The sequence below is a fragment of the Pseudomonas sp. BSw22131 genome (assembly GCF_026810445.1).
Classification (GTDB): domain Bacteria; phylum Pseudomonadota; class Gammaproteobacteria; order Pseudomonadales; family Pseudomonadaceae; genus Aquipseudomonas; species Aquipseudomonas huanghezhanensis.
Genome location: NZ_CP113949.1, coordinates 1,812,462 through 1,831,248, shown reverse-complemented (window position 1 = coordinate 1,831,248; position 18,787 = coordinate 1,812,462). Strand labels below are relative to the sequence as shown.

14 protein-coding genes are annotated in these 18,787 nt (G+C 60.5%); 9 read left to right on the top strand and 5 right to left on the bottom strand.

Going from position 1 to position 18,787, the window contains the following annotated elements:
• Positions 1–7 precede the first annotated feature (7 nt).
• A complete protein-coding gene (locus OYW20_RS08155) occupies positions 8–1,360 on the top strand; it encodes an HlyD family type I secretion periplasmic adaptor subunit (RefSeq protein WP_268800187.1) in 1,353 nt (450 codons plus the stop codon).
• Between the two features lie 87 nt (positions 1,361–1,447).
• On the opposite strand, the gene pap is transcribed toward OYW20_RS08155, so the two are convergent.
• Positions 1,448–2,950: a polyphosphate:AMP phosphotransferase gene (pap, locus tag OYW20_RS08150; RefSeq protein ID WP_268800186.1), complete on the bottom strand. Its 1,503-nt coding sequence runs from the start codon at positions 2,948–2,950 to the stop codon at positions 1,448–1,450.
• Between the two features lie 212 nt (positions 2,951–3,162).
• Between pap and mnmC the strand changes: the two genes are divergently transcribed.
• From mnmC to OYW20_RS08130, 4 genes are all read left to right on the top strand, one after another.
• Entirely contained in the window at positions 3,163–5,139 is a 1,977-nt protein-coding gene (gene mnmC / locus OYW20_RS08145; RefSeq protein WP_268800185.1) for a bifunctional tRNA (5-methylaminomethyl-2-thiouridine)(34)-methyltransferase MnmD/FAD-dependent 5-carboxymethylaminomethyl-2-thiouridine(34) oxidoreductase MnmC, read from the top strand.
• Positions 5,140–5,310: 171 nt separating this feature from the next.
• Positions 5,311–5,979, top strand: coding sequence for an ABC transporter ATP-binding protein (locus OYW20_RS08140; RefSeq protein ID WP_268800184.1), 669 nt, complete (start codon positions 5,311–5,313; stop codon positions 5,977–5,979).
• A gap of 1 nt (position 5,980) precedes the next feature.
• The gene (locus tag OYW20_RS08135; protein WP_268800183.1) at positions 5,981–8,461 is read left to right on the top strand and encodes an FtsX-like permease family protein; all 2,481 of its coding nucleotides are present in this window, start codon (positions 5,981–5,983) and stop codon (positions 8,459–8,461) included.
• Positions 8,451–9,539, top strand: coding sequence for a lipocalin-like domain-containing protein (locus OYW20_RS08130; protein ID WP_268800182.1), 1,089 nt, complete (start codon positions 8,451–8,453; stop codon positions 9,537–9,539). Before OYW20_RS08135 ends, OYW20_RS08130 begins: the two co-directional genes overlap by 11 nt.
• 261 nt (positions 9,540–9,800) lie before the next feature.
• Here OYW20_RS08130 and OYW20_RS08125 read toward each other — a convergent pair whose 3' ends face one another.
• Entirely contained in the window at positions 9,801–11,288 is a 1,488-nt protein-coding gene (locus OYW20_RS08125) for a SulP family inorganic anion transporter (RefSeq protein ID WP_268800181.1), read from the bottom strand.
• A gap of 343 nt (positions 11,289–11,631) precedes the next feature.
• The gene (locus OYW20_RS08120; RefSeq protein WP_268800180.1) at positions 11,632–11,826 is read right to left on the bottom strand and encodes a hypothetical protein; all 195 of its coding nucleotides are present in this window, start codon (positions 11,824–11,826) and stop codon (positions 11,632–11,634) included.
• 245 nt (positions 11,827–12,071) lie between these two features.
• Between OYW20_RS08120 and OYW20_RS08115 the strand changes: the two genes are divergently transcribed.
• The 4 genes from OYW20_RS08115 to OYW20_RS08100 all read left to right on the top strand — a co-directional run bounded on the left by OYW20_RS08115 (position 12,072) and on the right by OYW20_RS08100 (position 17,361).
• Entirely contained in the window at positions 12,072–13,844 is a 1,773-nt protein-coding gene (locus tag OYW20_RS08115) for an N-acetylglutaminylglutamine amidotransferase (protein ID WP_268800179.1), read from the top strand.
• A 3-nt stretch (positions 13,845–13,847) separates the two neighbouring features.
• Complete coding sequence (ngg, locus tag OYW20_RS08110) at positions 13,848–15,596, top strand: N-acetylglutaminylglutamine synthetase (protein ID WP_268800178.1); 1,749 nt, start codon at positions 13,848–13,850, stop codon at positions 15,594–15,596.
• 139 nt (positions 15,597–15,735) lie between these two features.
• Positions 15,736–16,926: an osmoprotectant NAGGN system M42 family peptidase gene (locus OYW20_RS08105; RefSeq protein ID WP_268800177.1), complete on the top strand. Its 1,191-nt coding sequence runs from the start codon at positions 15,736–15,738 to the stop codon at positions 16,924–16,926.
• Between the two features lie 204 nt (positions 16,927–17,130).
• Positions 17,131–17,361, top strand: coding sequence for a YheU family protein (locus OYW20_RS08100; RefSeq protein WP_268800176.1), 231 nt, complete (start codon positions 17,131–17,133; stop codon positions 17,359–17,361).
• 180 nt (positions 17,362–17,541) lie between these two features.
• Here the strand turns inward: OYW20_RS08100 and OYW20_RS08095 are convergent, their stop codons facing one another.
• Positions 17,542–17,874 (bottom strand): YnfA family protein, encoded by a 333-nt coding sequence (locus tag OYW20_RS08095; protein ID WP_268800175.1) that lies wholly within the window; start codon positions 17,872–17,874, stop codon positions 17,542–17,544.
• A gap of 95 nt (positions 17,875–17,969) precedes the next feature.
• Positions 17,970–18,785, bottom strand: coding sequence for an SDR family oxidoreductase (locus OYW20_RS08090; RefSeq protein ID WP_268800174.1), 816 nt, complete (start codon positions 18,783–18,785; stop codon positions 17,970–17,972).
• Between the last annotated feature and the right edge of the window lie 2 nt (positions 18,786–18,787).

Below are 18,787 nucleotides of genomic sequence, written 5' to 3'. Positions count from 1 at the left end.
GTTCCCCATGTCATCCGCGCAGAGCTACAACAGCTACTTTCGTCCCGGCAATCGGGTCGATAACGAGTTCATGCCCGAGGTTGCGGGCGTGGTCGCGCAGGATTCATCGCGCAGGTCGAGGCTGACGGTGTGGATCGCCGCCGCATTGATTCTCAGCGCTTTGGTGTGGGCCAGATTTGCCGTGATTCAGGAAGTCACCATGGGCGAAGGCAAGGCTATTCCGTCGAGCAAGGTGCAGGTGATTCAAAACCTGGAAGGCGGGATCGTCACCGAAATATTCGTCCGCGAAGGGCAGATGGTGAACAAGGGCGACACCCTGCTGCGCCTGGACGACACGCGGTTTCTGTCCAACAAGGGCGAGAGCGAAGTGGACCGCTACACGCTGACGGCGCAAGTGGAGCGGCTGTCGGCAGAGGCCGAAGGCAAGCCGTTCAGGCCGTCCGCTGAAGTGCTGGCAAAAGCCCCGCAAGTGGCAGCTGACGAGCAATCGTTCTACGACTCGCGACAACGGCGGCTGGCCAGCGAGCAACGCACGCTGCAAGAACAACTTCGGCAAAAACAGCAGGAACTGGCCGAGTTTCGTTCCAAACAGGATCAATACCGCAATTCGCTCGGGTTCATTCAGCAGGAGCTGGCGATGTCCACGCCACTGATTGCCAGTGGCGCGGTGTCGCCGGTTGAAATCATTCGTCTCAAGGGCAAGGCGGCCGAGGCGCGGGGTTCACTGGACGCGACGTCACTGGCCATTCCGCGTGCGGAATCGGCGATCAACGAGATCAAGAGCAAGATCCAGGAATCCACCGACAGCTTCCGCTCTGATGCCTCGAAAGACCTCAACGACAAACGCGCTGACCTGTCCAAAGCCAGTGCGACCAGCATCGCCATCGACGACCGCGTGACACGCACCACGGTCACGGCACCGATGCGCGGCATCGTCAAAACGTTGAAGGTGAACACCATCGGCGGCGTGGTTCAGCCGGGCAGTGATCTGGTGGAAATCGTACCGCTTGAAGACAACCTGCTGATCGAGGCCAAGGTCCGGCCGCAGGACGTGGCCTTCCTGCATCCGGGTCAGAAAGCCATGGTCAAGTTCAGCGCGTATGACTACACCATTTATGGCGGGCTGCCAGCCAAGCTGGAGCTGATCGGCGCCGACACAGTAACTGACGACAAGGGCAACAGTTTTTATCTGATCCAGGTGCGCACCGACAAAAACCACTTGGGCGGCGATGCGAAACCGCTGCTGATCATTCCGGGTATGGTTGCCACTGTGGACATCATGACCGGTGAAAAAAGCGTGATGGATTACCTGCTCAAACCGGTGTTGAAAGCCAGGACTGAAGCATTGCGGGAGCGGTGAGTTTTTTCATCTACCGGACACGTAAAATCCGGGGCGAGCGCACCCTTGAATTTGTTCAGATAGATCGAGGCGACTGGTTCAGGGCCGCTACCTCCCCTTCTTCTGGTCTTTCTCAAACGCTGCCTCAAGCGCATCGTTGATCGTGCGCAGCACTTTCACCCTTGCCCAGCGTTTGTCGTTGGCTTCGACCAGCGTCCACGGGGCGATTTCGGTACTGGTGCGATCAACCATGTCGCGAACAGCCTCGCGGTACATCGGCCATTTGCTGCGGTTGCGCCAGTCGTCCTCAGTGATTTTGTAGCGCTTGAAGGGGATCTTCTCGCGCGCCTCGAAACGCTCCAGCTGAGTCTTTTCGTCAATCGCCAGCCAGAACTTCACCACGACGATGCCGGCATCGGTGAGCTGCTCTTCAAAATCGTTGATCTCGCTATACGCCCTCAGCCAATCCGCTTCGCTGCAAAACCCCTCGACGCGCTCGACCAACACCCGGCCGTACCACGAACGGTCGAAAATCGTGAACTTGCCCCTCGGCGGAATCTGCCGCCAGAACCGCCACAGATAAGGCTGCGCGCGCTCGTCCTCGGTGGGCGCCGCAATCGGCACGATGTTGTATTGACGAGGGTCAAGCGCAGCGGCCGCACGCTTGATCGCACCGCCCTTGCCCGCCGCATCGTTGCCTTCGAACACCGCCACCAAGGCATGTCGACGCATGCGCTTATCGCGCATCAAACCTGACAGACGCGCCTGTTCGGTGATCAGCTGTTCGTCGTATTCATCCTTTTCCAGGCTCAGGGTCATATCCAGGCTGTCGAGCAACGTCAGCTCGGTGCCGTCGCCCGGCAACGGACCCAGGTTGACCATATGCGCATCACTTTCAACGGTTTTCAGCGCATTTTGCATGCCCTCCAGCAGCAGACGGCCAACCGTGAGGGCGCGATAGTGAGCGTCGACGCCTTCGATCACATGCCATGGCGCGTAGTCACGGCTGGTCCGACGCAACACCCGCTCGCCAACCCGCACGAATTTGTCGTAAGTCTTCGATTGCTGCCAGTCGAGCGGGCTGATACGCCAACTGTGCAGCGGATCGTCGCGCAGGGTCTTGAGGCGCAACTTCATGTCTTTTTTGGACAGGTGAAACCAAAACTTGAAGATCACCGCGCCTTCGTCGGTCAGCATCTTTTCAAGCCGTTCGGCGGCGTTGATCGCCTGATCCAGTACCGGGCCTTTGAACTCGCCGTGCACCCGCCCCTGAATCATCTGGCTGTACCAGTTACCGAAGAAAACCCCGATCCGGCCCTTGGGCGGCAACTGGCGCCAATAGCGCCAGACCGGCGGATGAGCCAGTTCCTCGTCGGTCTGCTGATCGAAGGTGCGTACTTCTATATAACGCGGGTCCATCCACTCGTTGAGCAGCTTGACCGTCTCGCCCTTGCCGGCGCCCTCAATGCCATTGATCAACACGATGATCTGGCGTTTACCCTGCTCGTGCAGCTCGTATTGTGCTTCGAGCAGCGCCTCGCGCAGGGCCGGAACCTCAGCGTCGTAGGTGTCTTTGTCGATGGTGTGACCAATTTCGGCAGATTCAAACATGCGTGGCTCCCGTGACAGTGACCCTGGCCTGGCGGCCGCGCTGGAGGGGTGAGGTTCCATGGGCAAGCAGGCTGGGCAATGAAAGGTAGGACCACCGCCACAGCAGTTCAATCCCTGCGAACTCAAATCGCGTCATTCAGCCCGTCGCCGGCAAGCCTCGCTCGAAGGTGGCCGGGGCGTTAAGATTGCCGCCTCTTTGCGCCGAGCCCGCCATGACCACCACCCATCACGCCCAGATAGACTGGGACGAACACGGCAATCCGCATTCCCGTGCCTTTGCCGACGTGTACTTTTCCACCGAATCCGGCCTGGCTGAAACGCGGCATGTGTTCCTCACCCAGAACCGGCTGGACGAGCGTTTCAAGGCGCTGCCCAGCGATGGGCGTCTGGTGATCGGCGAAACCGGTTTTGGCACCGGACTGAATTTTCTATGTGCCTGGCAACTGTTCGAAGCCTGCGCTGTGCCCGGCGCCCGGTTGCAGTTTGTGAGCGTCGAAAAATACCCGTTGAGCCTGGATGATCTGCAACGCGCGCTGGCGTTGTGGCCTGAGCTGAGCGTGTTTGCAGATCAGCTGCTGACGCAATACGTGGCCGTGCACGAGGGCTTTCAGCGCTTCGTGTTCGAGGGTGGCCGCGTCACGCTGACGCTGTTGATTGGCGATGCGTTACAGATACTCCCGCAGATGGACGGCCAGATTGACGCGTGGTTTCTCGACGGTTTTGCGCCGGCGAAAAATCCGGAAATGTGGACCCCCGAGTTGTTCGCTGAGCTGGCGCGACTGGCGGCCCCTGATTCCACAATTGCCACGTTCACCAGCACCGGTTGGGTCAGGCGCTCGCTGAACGCGGCAGGTTTCAAGATGAAGCGCGTACCGGGAATCGGTCATAAGTGGGAGGTGCTCAGAGGCATATTTGTCGGCTGGCCGCAAGACGTGCCGACGCCGTCTGCCAGCAAACCATGGTTTACGCGCCCGCCCGTCGTGCAGGACGCGCGCAAGGCGTTGGTCATCGGCGCAGGCCTGGCCGGATGCGCCACGGCGGCCAGCCTCGCGGCACGGGGCTGGCAGGTCAGCCTGATCGAGCGCCACGCAGAGGTGGCGCAGGAAGCGTCGGGCAATCTTCAGGGCGTGCTTTACCTCAAGCTGTCGGCTCACGGCACGGCACTGTCGCAGATGATCCTCAGCGGTTTCGGTCACACCCGGCGCTTGCTTGAACGCTTGCAGCGCGGCGTGGATTGGGATGACTGCGGCGTGTTGCAGCTGGCGTTCGACGACAAGGAAGCCGAGCGGCAGGCGCAATTGGCGCGGGCTTTCCCGTCAGATGTCTTGCAAATCATGGACCTGGAAACGGCGCAGGCACGGGCCGGCATCAGCCTGAAGTCCGGCGGCGTGTTTTATCCTCAAGGTGGCTGGGTGCACCCACCGGCGCTGTGTCTTCATCAGGCAGCGGATAAAAATATTCAGGTGCTGACGCATCAGGAAGTGATCGAACTGCGTCGTGAAAACGGTCTATGGCAGGCGTGGGATGGCGACCGCCTGCTGGAGGCTGCACCCGTGGTAGTGCTGGCAGGCGCGGCCGAGGTCAAGCGTTTTCCGGCCAGCGCCGAACTGCCGCTGAAGCGGATTCGCGGACAGATCACCCACTTGAACGCCACCGATGTGAGCGCCTCGCTGAGCACCGTGGTGTGCGCGGAAGGTTACGTGGTACCAAGCCGACTGGGCGAGCACACCCTGGGCGCCAGCTTTGATTTCAAATCGGACGATCTGACCCCAACGGTCGCAGAGCATGTGGGCAATCTGGATTTGCTCAGGGAAATTTCAGAAGACCTGGTCGAACGCCTTCAAGTCGATAACCTGGCCGATGACGCGCTTGAAGGACGTGCGGCGTTTCGCTGTACCAGCCCCGATTACTTGCCGATTGTCGGGCCATTGGCGGATCAACAGGCGTTTCTCGAAGCGTATGCGGTGCTGGGCAAAGACGCGCGTCAGGTCCCAGACATCGAATGCCCGTGGATCGACGGGCTGTACATCAACAGCGGCCACGGCTCACGCGGGCTGATCACAGCGCCGTTGTCAGGTGAGTTGATCGCCGCATGGCTGGACAACGAACCGCTGCCATTGCCTCGCGCCGTGGCCGAAGCCTGCCACCCTAATCGCTTCATGCTGCGCAAGCTGATCCGCGGCAAATAAGCCATTGCAGAGACGCTGTTTTCGCCGAGCATGGCCGGGTTTCAGAATCAGGGCTTTTGATTCTGTCCGCAGGGCGTGGGAGTCTGATTTGCCGACGATTGAGCGAACGCTTCTCCTGCGCCGACCTCAAAGCGCTATCCTCTGCCTCATCCCACCTCAGGCGAATCCCCGATGCTGCAAGTCCAAGGCGTTTTCAAGAGCTATGCCACAGCGCAAGGTCCGATGGCGGTGTTGCGAGGGGTGGACTTGCAGCTGGAGCACGGCACCAGTCTGGCGCTGATGGGGGAATCCGGCAGCGGCAAAAGCACGCTGTTGCATCTGGTTGCCGGGCTGGATCAGGTCGACAGCGGCAGCATTGAGGTTGCAGGCCAGCGTCTGGACCGAATGAACGAGGCGCAACTGGCCAACTGGCGCCGCACGGAAATCGGCCTGGTGTTCCAGCAGTTCAACCTGATTGGTAGCCTGAAGGTCGAGGACAATCTGGCGTTTCAGGCGCGACTCGCGGGCCGGTTGCATCCCGAGTGGCAAGCGCAACTGATCGAACGGCTGGGGCTGGGCGATCTGCTCAAGCGCTACCCCGAGCAGTTGTCCGGCGGCCAGCAACAACGCGTCGCCATCGGCCGCGCCCTCGCCTCTCGCCCCGCACTCCTACTGGCCGACGAGCCCACGGGCAATCTCGACGAGGCCACCAGCGACGACGTGCTGCAACTGCTTTTGGACCTGCTCGCCGACAGCCCCACCAGCCTGTTGATGGTGACGCACAGCCCGCGGGTGGCGGCGCGGCTGTCCCGGCAGGCGGTGCTGCAACGCGGACGCCTGGCAGCCGAAGGCAATCGCTGACATGCATGTTTTCTACTGGACCTTGCGCGCCCTGATCAGCCACTGGCGGCGCCACCCCGTGCAATTTTTCAGTGTACTCACCGGCTTGTGGCTGGCGACCAGCCTGCTGACCGGTGTTCAGGCACTCAACAGCCAGGCGCGCGACAGTTACGCCAAAGCCAGTCAATTGATCGGTGGCGAACCGCAGACCAGCCTCGTGTCGATCACGGAAGCGCCGTTCCCTCAAACCCTGTTCGTCGAGTTGCGCCGTGAGGGCTGGCCGGTTTCGCCAGTATTGCGCGGACGCATCGCACTCAAGGATCGCCCGGAGCAGCGCCTGCAACTGATGGGCATCGAGCCGGTGTCGATGCCCAACGGCACGGCACTCGCCGGACAAACCCTGGACACCGCGCAGATCGTCAACTTCTTCACGCCGCCCGGCAGCACGTGGGTATCGCCGCAGACCCTCAAAGCGCTGGGCCTGAATGAAGGGGATCAACCGCTCACTGAATCCGGGCTGGCCTTGCCGCCGTTGCACGCGCAAACCGACATGGCGCCGGGCCTGCTGCTGGTCGACATCGGCTTCGCCCAACAACTGCTTAATCTGCCCCAGCAACTGACGCAGCTGTTATTGCCCAAGGATTTCGCCGCCAACCCGCCACCGTTGCCCGCTGACTTGGCCAGGCAACTGGTGATCAAAAAAAGCGGTGAAGAAAACGACCTCGCACGCCTCACGGAAAGCTTTCACCTGAATCTGGATGCGTTGGGGTTTCTGTCATTCGTGGTCGGGCTGTTTATCGTTCACGCCGCCATCGGTCTGGCTCTGGAGCAACGTCGCGGCCTGCTTCGCAACTTGCGCGCATGTGGGGTCAGCGCGCGACTGCTGATCGTAAGCCTGGCGGTGGAGCTGGGCGCACTGGCTCTGCTCGGCGGCATCGCAGGGGTGATCAGCGGTTATTGGCTGGCGAGCGTGTTGCTACCCGATGTAGCCGCCAGTTTGCGCGGGCTTTATGGCGCGGAAGTCGCCGGGCAACTGACACTCAGCCCGCTGTGGTGGCTGAGCGGCGTGGGGCTGAGCCTGCTCGGCGCATTTCTCGCCGGGGCCAACAGCCTGTTGCGCGCCGCACGCCTGCCGTTGCTCGCGCTCGCCAATGCGCAGGCCTGGCATGAAGCCCACACACGCTGGCTGCGGCGCCAAGGCTGGGTCGCAACCGCTGCCATCCTCATCGCGATTGTGGCCGTGCTGTTCGGCGACAGCCTGACGATGGGTTTTGTGCTGATGGCCAGCCTGTTGCTGGGCGCAGCGCTCGGTCTGCCGGTGTTGCTCAATGCGCTGCTCAACGGTTTGTTGGGGCGTAGCCGTTCAGTGCTGGGGCAATGGTTTCTCGCCGATTGCCGCCAGCAATTACCCGCCCTGAGCCTTGCGTTGATGGCGCTGCTGCTGGCGATGGCCGCAAACATCGGGGCGGGCAGCATGACGTCGGGCTTTCGACAGACCTTCAACAACTGGCTGGAACAACGCCTGACCGCTGAGCTTTACATCAACCCGACCGACGCCGAGCAGGCACTGCCGTTGCAAACCTGGCTGAGCCAGCAAGGATTGGTCTCCGCCGTACTGCCCAACTGGCAGGTGTCCATTCAGCTGCAAGGCTGGCCTGCCGAGCTGTACGGCATTATTGATCACCCCAATTACCGCCAGCACTGGCCGCTGCTTGAGTCGGTGAGCGGCGATGCATGGACACAACTGGCCAGCACCGACAGCCTGATGCTCAGCGAACAATTGGCGCGGCGTCTGAAGGTTGAGGTCGGTGACGAGGTGAAACTGCCGACACCCCAAGGCGAATGGTCGCTCAAGGTGGTGGGGATTTACGCCGATTATGGCAATCCCAAGGGGCACATTCTGGTCAACGCCGATCACCTTCTGCATCACTGGCCGCAGTTGACGCCCAACCGGTTCAACCTGCGCATCGACCCACGCGCCGTGCCGCAGTTTTTAAGGCTGCTGCACAACAAATTCGCGCTGGATGACAGCCACATCATCGACCAGACGCAGCTCAAATCCTGGTCGAGTCAGGTCTTTGAGCGCACCTTTGCCGCCACGGCGGCGCTCAACAGTCTGACGCTGGGTGTGGCGGGTGTGGCGCTGTTCATCAGCCTGCTGACGCAAAGCCAGAGCCGCCTCGGGCAGCTTGCGCCACTGTGGGCGCTGGGCGTGACGCGGCGTCAGTTGATGCTGCTCAACCTGGCGCAGACGTGGTTGCTCGCGGTACTGACGCTGGTGTTGGCGCTGCCGCTCGGGTTGTTGCTGGCGTGGTGCCTGGACGCGGTGATCAATGTGCAGGCCTTTGGCTGGCGACTGCCGTTGCAGGTGTTCCCGTTGCAATTGCTGCAGTTGATGGGCCTGGCGCTGCTCGCGACGTTGCTGGCGTCGGCATGGCCGCTGTATCGGCTGTTTCGCACGCAACCGGCCGACTTGCTCAGGACATTCGCCAATGAAGATTAAACGGATCGCGGCTCTTTTCGCCGTGCTGCTACTGAGCGGCTGCGACGACAAACCCGCCGCCGAAAAAGGCTTCGCCGGACTGGCCGACGATGCCGCCAGCTACGCACAGGTCACGCCGGGCAAACGCTTCGTCTTCCCTGAAGATCACGGCCCGCACGATGGTTTTCGCATCGAGTGGTGGTACATCACTGCCAACCTCAAGGACGACAAAGGCCAGCCCTTTGGCGTGCAATGGACGCTGTTTCGCAGCGCCCTGCCGCGCACATCAGCGACGGTTGGCGACGACAAGGGCTGGAGCAACCGCAACCTGTGGATGGGCCATGCAGCGGTGACCTCGGCCAGCGCTCACCACGCCACCGAGCGTTATGCACGCGGCGGTGTCGAACAGGCCGGTGTGACGACGGCGCCCTTTGCCGCGTGGATCGACGACTGGGCACTGCGCAGTCAAGCGAGCGATTCAAACCCGTTGGCTGATATGCAATTGCAGGCCAGCGGTCCGCAGTTCAGCTATCGCCTGCACCTCACGTCCAGCAAGCCGTTGGTGTTGCAGGGCGATCAGGGTTTCAGCCAGAAATCCGAAGAGGGTCAGGCGTCGTATTACTACAGCCAGCCGTTCTTCGATGCGGACGGCAGCGTGACGATCGACGGCAAAACCTATCAGGTGACCGGCTCCGCCTGGCTGGACCGGGAATGGAGCAGTCAGCCGCTGACCGCCAATCAAACCGGTTGGGACTGGTTTTCGGTGCATCTGGAAGATGGCGCGCAGTTGATGCTGTACCGCATGCGCCAGAAACAGGGCGAACCTTACCTCACCGGAACGTGGATCAACGCGGACGGCAGCACCGAGCAGCTTGCAGGGAAGGACATCAGCCTGATCCCTACCGCCACCACCGACGTAGCCGGCCACACGATGCCGACCCGCTGGACCGTAAAAATCCCCGCCAAAGGTCTGGACATCTCCACCACCGCGCTCAATCCCAACGCCTGGATGAACCTGCGCATTCCCTACTGGGAAGGCCCGGTGACACTGAGTGGCAGCCATAAAGGCGTGGGGTATCTGGAGATGACGGGGTATTGAGCGATCAGCGTGACTGGGGTTCGAAGCTTGAGGTTTTGGGGCCGCTGCGCAGCCCATCGCGGCCTCGTATTACTCGTGCGCTCCTATAGGGATTTGCGGCGTTTCGGGATTTGGATGCCGCCCGAATGCGGTATTTTCAGGGATCGGAATCTGCCGCGGCCTGTAGGAGCGTGGCTTGTGTCTGGGCCGCACTCGGACGATCTTCCGGGGTCGCGGCCGATCGCGCAGCGGCAGTCAATACATCGCCGGTGAAGGCCGAACTCAATGGCCCATCAGCGAATCGATACCGTCGGGTTTGTCGTGCACGCCAAAGCGATCGACTATCGTTGAGGTCGCCTGATTCATCCCGATGACATCCACCTGCACACCTTCGCGCCGCAGCTTCAGTACGACCTTATCCAGAGCCGCCACCGCCGTGATGTCCCAGAAATGCGCGTCGCGCAGGTCAATGGTCAGGGTCTCCAGTTGCTCCTTGAGATCGAAGGCGTTCGTGAACCGCTCCGCCGAGCCGAAGAACACCTGACCGGTCACGTAATAGGTGCGGTGAGGAAATTGCGGGTCGCGCCTGGAAGTTACCGCCAGGTAATGCCCGATCTTATTGGCGAAGAACATCGCGGCCAGCAAAGTACCGGCTACGACACCAAACGCCAGGTTGTCCGTCGCGACCACAACCACCACCGTGACCACCATCACGATATTGGTTGAAAGCGGGTACTCCTTGAGGTTACGGATCGATGCCCAGTTGAAGGTGCTGATGGAGACCATGATCATGACGGCAACCAATGCAGCCATCGGTATCCGGGCCAGCCAGTCCCCCAGAAATATCATCATGATCAGCAACGACACACCGGCACTGAGCGTGGACAGCCGCGTACGCCCACCCGACTTAACGTTGATCATTGACTGACCGATCATTGCGCATCCCGCCATACCGCCAATGAGGCTACTGGCGATATTGGCAACGCCCTGACCTTTGCACTCGCGGTTCCTATCGCTGGTGGTGTCTGTCAGGTCGTCGACGATGGTCGCGGTCATCATCGACTCCAGCAGGCCGACCACTGCCAACGCGGCTGAATAAGGCAGGACGATAAGCAGGGTGTCGAGGTTCAACGGCAGGTCTGGCCACATGAAGATGGGCAGGCTGTCGGGCAACGAGCCCATGTCGCCGACGGTATGAACCTTCAATCCCATGTATATGGAAATTGCCGTGAGCACGATGATGCACACCAGCGGCGACGGCAGTAATTTCCCGACGATGGGCAGTCGGGGAAAGCCGTAAATAATCGCCAGCCCGCCAGCGGTCATGGCGTACACCGGCCAGGTGACCCCGGTGAGTTCCGGCAATTGCGCCATGAAAATCAGGATAGCCAAGGCGTTGACGAAGCCGGTCACCACCGAGCGAGACACGAAACGCATCAGCTGGCCCAGCCGCAAATAGCCAGCGGCTATCTGAAGAACACCACACATCAGTGAGGCGGCGAGCAGGTATTGAAGGCCGTGATCTTTCACCAGGTTGACCATCAGCAGGGCCATGGCGCCCGTGGCGGCAGAAATCATGGCGGGACGACCGCCGACAAAGGCGATGACAGTGCAGATACAAAACGATGCGTAGAGGCCAACCTTCGGGTCGACTCCCGCGATGATGGAAAAAGCGATCGCCTCAGGAATGAGCGCCAAGGCAACGACGAGGCCAGCGAGCACGTCCGCGCGGACGTTCGATAGCCATGCGGCTTTGATCTTTTCAAGCATGCATTTACCCATAGCAGGCACGGCATGGCACGCAGCGGCTGGCGCTGAGCGATGCAGGTGCGTCTGTTTTCAATTGAGTGGTGGGGTAGCGGCGACCGATATCAGGCGCAGCAAAGTACGACCGCAGCTAGCAGGCGGTCAGGGTGTTGCGAGGGGGGCGTAGCGCTAAGGCGGCGTAGGCAGCCAGTTGGAACGGGACAAGGTATTTCCTCGAGACGTTTTTAGTAAGCGACGTGATGATAACCACCTGCGCAAAGCCCGATCAACGCCGAGGCGACAGACGTACGTCAGGCCGTTTTCAGAACATCACGGCGCTTCACAGTCGGTCGAAAAGCCGCTGACATCATTCCGGCGAAACGTCAGCCAAGGTTTTATGCAGCGTCTCATAGGCTTGGCGCTGCGCCTTCACCGCCTCGTACCACTCAGGCCCGCCGAGCTGGTCCAGCGTTACAAGCTTCATCATTTCGACCGTGGCAGCATCAAGCTTCAACAGGCACTCGTGAGCCTGGAAACGCACGTCATCGTCATTTTTTTTCATCGCAACCCGCTTTGATATCTCAACTAACCTTTACCTAAGAGACTGAAATAACCCATTAATTTCCAGAACCCGATAACCGGTTCGTCACCCCGCTATGCTATGCCGTATCTCGGCGGCAGACTTCAAAGGGCCATCTCGGGCCCTTATAACCGAACGTTCTAAAACTCTCGCATATCCTGCTGGTCAGTCTTTGGGTGGCCGGACTTCCCGTCCACGCTCCCCAACGGAAAACCGGTAAGGACTTTATGTGCGGATTAGCTGGCGAGTTACGCTTTGACAACCAACCTGCGGACCTCGCCGCAGTAGAACGGATCACCCACAACCTGGCCCCTCGCGGTCCGGATGCCTGGGGTTTCCACAGCCAGGGGCCGATTGCCCTTGGTCACCGTCGCTTGAAGATCATGGACCTGTCGGACGGCTCGGCGCAGCCGATGATCGACAGCCATCTGGGCCTGTCCCTGGCCTTCAACGGCGCGATTTACAACTTCCCTGAATTGCGTGCCGAGCTTGAAGCGCTGGGTTACACGTTCCATTCCGGTGGCGACACCGAAGTGCTGCTCAAGGGCTATCACGCCTGGGGCGCCGACATGCTGCCCAAACTCAATGGCATGTTCGCGTTCGCCATCTGGCACCGTGACAAACGCGAGCTGTTCATTGCCCGCGACCGTCTGGGCGTCAAGCCGCTGTACCTGTCACGCACCGAGAAACGCATTCGCTTCGCATCGACCTTGCCCGCCCTGCTTAAAGGCGGCGACATCAGCCCGATGCTTGATCCGATTGCACTGAATCACTATTTGAATTTCCACGCGGTGGTCCCTGCCCCGCGCACCTTGCTGGCAGGCGTCGAAAAAGTGCCGCCTGCGACCTGGATGCGCATTCAGGCGGACGGCACCACCGAGCAGAAAGTCTGGTGGACGCTGCCATACGGCCCACGCGCCGATGAGCAAAACCTGACCCTCGAAGACTGGCGCGACCGCGTGCTCGACAGCACCCGCGAAGCCGTGGCGATTCGTCAGCGGGCCGCCGTGGACGTTGGCGTGTTGCTCTCGGGCGGTGTCGACTCGAGCATGCTGGTGGGTTTGCTGCGCGAAGTCGGGGTCAAGGACCTGTCGACCTTCTCCATCGGCTTTCAGGATGCGGGCGGCGAGCGCGGCGACGAGTTCCAGTATTCGGACCTGATCGCCAAGCACTACGGCACCCAACACCATCAGTTGCGAATAAAGGAAAGCGAGATCATCGAGCAATTGCCAGCGGCGTTCCGCGCCATGAGCGAGCCGATGGTCAGCCATGACTGCATCGCGTTTTATCTGCTGTCGCGTGAAGTGGCCAAGCACTGCAAAGTGGTGCAAAGCGGCCAGGGCGCCGACGAGCTGTTTGCCGGTTACCACTGGTACCCGCAAGTGGACGGCGCGAGCGACCCGTACGCGGCGTATCGCGATGCATTTTTCGACCGCTCTTATGACGAGTACGCGGCCACCGTGACGCCGAAATGGCTGACGGCCAACGACGCCGCTGGTGATTTTGTCCGCGATCACTTCGCCATGCCCGGTGCCGACGCCGCCGTCGATAAAGCCTTGCGTCTGGACAGCACCGTGATGCTGGTCGACGACCCGGTCAAACGTGTCGACAACATGACCATGGCCTGGGGTCTGGAAGCGCGTACGCCGTTTCTTGATTACCGACTGGTTGAACTGTCGGCTCGCGTGCCCGGTCGCTTCAAGCTGCCAGACGGCGGCAAACAAGTGCTCAAGGAAGCGGCGCGACTGGTCATTCCGTCCGAAGTCATCGACCGTAAAAAAGGTTACTTCCCGGTCCCCGGCCTCAAGCACTTGCAGGGCGACACCCTGAACTGGGTGCGTGATCTGTTGCTTGATCCAAGCCAGGACCGTGGCCTGTTCAATCCGAAGATGCTCGATACGCTGTTGACCGATCCTCAAGGTCAATTGACCCCCTTGCGCGGCTCCAAACTGTGGCAGCTCGCAGCGCTGAACCTGTGGCTCAGCGAACAAGGACTCTGACCGATGAAAGCCAACGCCTCTCTCTACAACCAGCGTTTGTTGCGCGGCCAGTCGCCGTCCTATGAACGGCTGCAGGCGCGCTTTGCCGAAGACGGCAGTGATCAGGACGCAGAACCGCTGGCACTGCACTGTGGCTGGGGCCGGCTGCTGATCGGGCACACCTATCCCGATCCGGCCGCGCTGGCCAACGATTTGCTTGATGAAAAAGCTGGCGAGCGCGACATCGCGCTCTACGTGGCGGCCCCTCAACAGGTCCTTGCGCAGTCGCCGCAACAGCTGTTTCTGGACCCCTCCGACACGTTGCGTTTGTGGTTCAGCGACTATCGCCCGGCCCAGCGCGTCTTTCGTGGGTTCCGCATCCGTCGTGCGCAAAACGAGGCCGACTGGGCCTCGATCAATAACCTGTACGTCGCTCGCGGCATGCTGCCTATCGACCCGAGTTTACTGACCCCGCGCCATCTGGGCGGGCCGGTTTACTGGATTGCCGAAGACGAAAGCAGCAAGGCGGTGATTGGCAGCGTCATGGGCCTGAACCATCAAAAGGCCTTCAACGATCCTGAAAAAGGCAGCAGCCTGTGGTGCCTTGCCGTCGATCCGCACTGCACCCGGCCTGGCGTAGGCGAAGTGTTGGTGCGTCATCTGATCGAACACTTCCAGAGCCGGGGCCTGGCGTACCTGGACCTTTCGGTCTTGCACGACAACGAGCAGGCTAAAAACCTGTACGCCAAGCTGGCGTTTCGCAATTTGCCCACCTTCGCGATCAAGCGCAAAAACGGCATCAACGAAAAGCTGTTTCTGGGCCCCGGGCCACAGGCTAACTTCAATCCTTACGCACGCATCATTGTTGATGAAGCGCATCGTCGTGGCATTGATGTGCAAGTGGATGACGCCGAAGCCGGGCTGTTCACGCTGGTGCATGGCGGGCGTCGGATTCGCTGCCGCGAGTCACTGAGCGACCTCACCACCGCCGTCAGCATGACCTTGTGCCAAGACAAAAGCCTGACGCATCGCACGTTGAAGGCGGCCGGTCTGGAGATGCCCGCTCAGCAACTCGCCGGGCCTCGGGACGCGGTGCAGGCGTTTCTGGATGAGCACGAGAAAATCGTGGTTAAGCCGCTGGATGGCGAGCAGGGCCAAGGCGTCTCGGTCAATCTGCAAAACATGGATGACGTTGAAGCAGCGATTGAACGTGCGCGTCAGTTCGACACCCGCGTGCTGCTCGAAAGCTTCCATGAAGGCCTCGACCTGCGCATCGTGGTCATTGGTTTTGATGTGGTAGCCGCGGCGATTCGTCGCCCGGCGGAAATCATGGGCGACGGCAGTCACACCATTGCGCAGTTAATTGAAGCCCAGAGCCGACGCCGCTCGGCGGCCACCGGTGGCGAAAGCAAAATCCCGGTGGACGAAGAAACACGGCGCACCGTCGCCGACGCCGGCTTTGATTTCGACAGCGTGCTACCCGCTGACGAAAAGCTCGCGGTTCGCCGAACTGCCAACCTGCACACGGGTGGTTGCCTGGAAGACGTCACCGCGATCCTGCACCCGGTACTCAAAGACGCCGCTGTGCGTGCAGCTCGCGCACTGGACATTCCGGTCGTCGGTCTGGACCTGATGGTGCCTGCCGCCGATCGACCTGAGTACGTATTCATCGAAGCGAACGAACGCTGCGGCCTGGCCAATCACGAGCCACAGCCGACGGCGGAACGCTTTGTCGACCTTTTATTTCCTCATAGCCTGCCCGTGCATGGCTGACCTGCTGCTCCCTCTGTAGGAGCGAATTCATTCGCGAAACGTCGGCGGCCTCAACCGAGTTCTAGCCCCGGCCACCGCTTCGCGAATGAATTCGCTCCTACAGGGGAGGTGTCGTTTTATCGAATTCAGGAGTATCTCCATGACCACTGCACAACAGAAAGTGCTCGACCCGGATCTGAACTACCTGCAGAAAGTCCTGCTTGAAATGCTCGCGATCCCTAGCCCGACCGGCTTCACCGACACCATCGTGCGCTATGTGGCCGAGCGTCTCGAAGAATTGGGTATTCCGTTTGAACTGACCCGCCGCGGGACCATCCGCGCCACCCTGAAAGGCAAGCAAAACAGCCCGGACCGCGCAGTCTCCGCGCACCTGGACACCATTGGCGCCAGCGTGCGGGAAGTCAAAGACAACGGTCGTCTGGGTCTGGCTCCAGTGGGTTGCTGGTCCAGCCGTTTTGCCGAAGGCAGCCGCGTCAGCGTCTTCACCGACAACGGTGTGATTCGTGGCAGCGTGTTGCCGCTGATGGCGTCCGGGCATGCCTACAACACCGCAGTCGATACCCTGCCCGTCAGCTGGGACCACATCGAGCTGCGCCTCGACGCCTACAGTGCGACCCGCGCCGATTGCGACTCACTGGGCATCAACATTGGCGACTTCGTGGCGTTTGATCCGCTGCCGGAGTTCACCGAAAGCGGGCACATCAGCGCTCGACACCTGGACGACAAAGCTGGCGTCGCGGCGCTGCTGGCCGCGTTGAAGGCCATTGTCGACAGCGGCGTCGAACCGTTGATCGACTGTCACCCGCTCTTCACCATTACCGAAGAAACCGGGACCGGTGCAGCTGGCGGTTTACCGTGGGACGTCAGCGAGTTCGTGGGTATCGACATCGCGCCCGTCGCCCCTGGCCAGCATTCCAGCGAGCATGCCGTGAGCGTGGCGATGCAGGATTCCGGTGGTCCGTACGACTATCACTTGTCCCGGCATCTGTTGCGTTTGGGTGCGGAAAAAGAACTGTCCGTGCGCCGCGACCTGTTTCGCTATTACTACAGCGACGCCCATTCGGCGATCACGGCGGGTTACGACACTCGCACTGCCTTGCTTGCATTCGGCTGCGACGCGACCCACGGTTACGAACGCACGCACATCGACAGCCTGAGCACGCTCAGCCGTCTGCTCAGCGCCTACATCATGAGCCCGCCGGTATTTGCCAGCGACGCGCAGCCAGCCAACGCTTCTCTGGAGAATTTCAGCCACCAGATCGAGCACGACGCGCAGATGGAAACCGACACACGCGTGCCAGCAGTGGATACGTTGGTGGGCCAGCGATAAATACTGCATCTGGTATGAAGGAATACTTTCTGTAGGAGCGAAGTCATTCGCGAGGCTTATTCGGGAGAGACGCACCTTTCGATGACGCCTCGCTTACCATTCGTTCCTACAGAAATCAGGGATCAAGACGACACCGATGTAGCCTGCGATCATGTGTCACGCTAGCATCGCCCTGCTTTGCTCCCGCCCTGCCACGAGAATTTTATGCTGATCCCCCACGACCAACTCGAAGCCGACACCTTGACGTACCTGATCGAGGATTTCGTGACCCGCGACGGCACTGACAATGGCGATGACACGCCGCTGGAGACCCGTGTACTGCGGGTACGTCACGCGTTGAGCAAAGGCCAGGCCGTGATCTTCTTTGACCTCGAGAGCCAGCAATGCCAACTGATGCTCAAGCATGAAGTGCCCAAGGAGTTTTTCGAGGAGTGAGCGGGGATTGCCCAGAAACCCAATCGCGGAACAAGCCACGCTCCTGCGCCCTTCGGGCAGAATCAAAATCCCAAAACCGCTGCAGAATCAAAAATCCCAACGCCGCCGCAGATCAAAACCGCAAAAGCGCCGCAGAATCAAACCGCCAAACCCAGCAAATACGAGAAGATCGAACCGACTTCAGGCCGCCGACCACCGCGGGCCGAAGAGGATGATAGTGGCGCCGATGACACAGAAGGCCAGGCCAATCCAGTCCGAGGTCAACGGTCGAACGCGCTCTATCAATCCCAGCCAGGCAATCGAGGCGACGATGTAGATTCCGCCGTAGGCGGCATAAGCACGGCCGGCGTAAGTAGCTTCGACACGGGTCAACAACAAGGCGAACAGGGTCAGGCTGATCAGCGCGGGAATCACCCACAACGCACTTTTGCCCTGTCGCAACCACATCCAGAACGCGTAGCAACCCGCGATCTCGAACAGCGCGGCGAGGAAAAAGCAGAGGTAATTGAGCACGTCGAATTCTCTTCAAGAGCAGCCGGAAAGATGCCGGCCACCCTATCAGAATTTGTACCGGCTACCGCACTGGGCGAGCCGGTACACCCTTCCTGTCAATCCGGTGTGCGCTTGGCCTTGGCGCGCATTTTGTCGGCCATGGTCGCCATTTCGTCGTAGATCAATTGAGGATTTTTCTGCTTGATCTGCCAGGCCATTCGTCCCTGCTCGTGGGGCAGAATCATGAACTGGCCCTTGCCGACCTGCTCGTGGATGTAATCGGCAATCTCGCTGGCGGTAATCGGCGAGCTTTCCAGCAACTTGCCCACCTGGGCCTTCATGGCCGGGGTCGGTCCTCGAAAGGAATCCATCAGGTTGGTCTGGAAGAATGACGGGCAGACCACATGCACACCGATGTCCTGCTCGCGCAACTCCACCAGCAGACTTTCCGACAGCGCCACCACACCGGCCTTGGCCACGTTGTAGTTGCTCATCGCCGGGCCTTGCATCAGTGCAGCCATGGAGGCGATGTTGATGATTTTGCCCTTGCTGGCTTCGATCAATGGCAAGAACGCTTTGCAGCCCTTGACCACTCCCATCAGGTTGATTGCGATTTGCCAGTCCCAGTCTTCCAGCGACAGCTCGCCAAAGAAGCCACCAGACGCAACGTCTGCGTTGTTGACGATGATGTCGATGCCGCCCAGCTTCTGCTCGCACGCCTGTGCGAATGCGGTGAGCTGGCTGTAATCACGCACATCACAACGCTGCACGAAACCATCACCGCCAGCCTCGCGCGCCAGTCTCAGGGTTTCCTGCAGGCCCTCATCGCTGATGTCCGACAGCGCCAGTTGCCAGCCCTCGCGCGCCCAGCGCAGCGCTATTTCGCGACCCAGCCCGGATCCGGCGCCAGTGATCATGATGCGATTTTGCATAG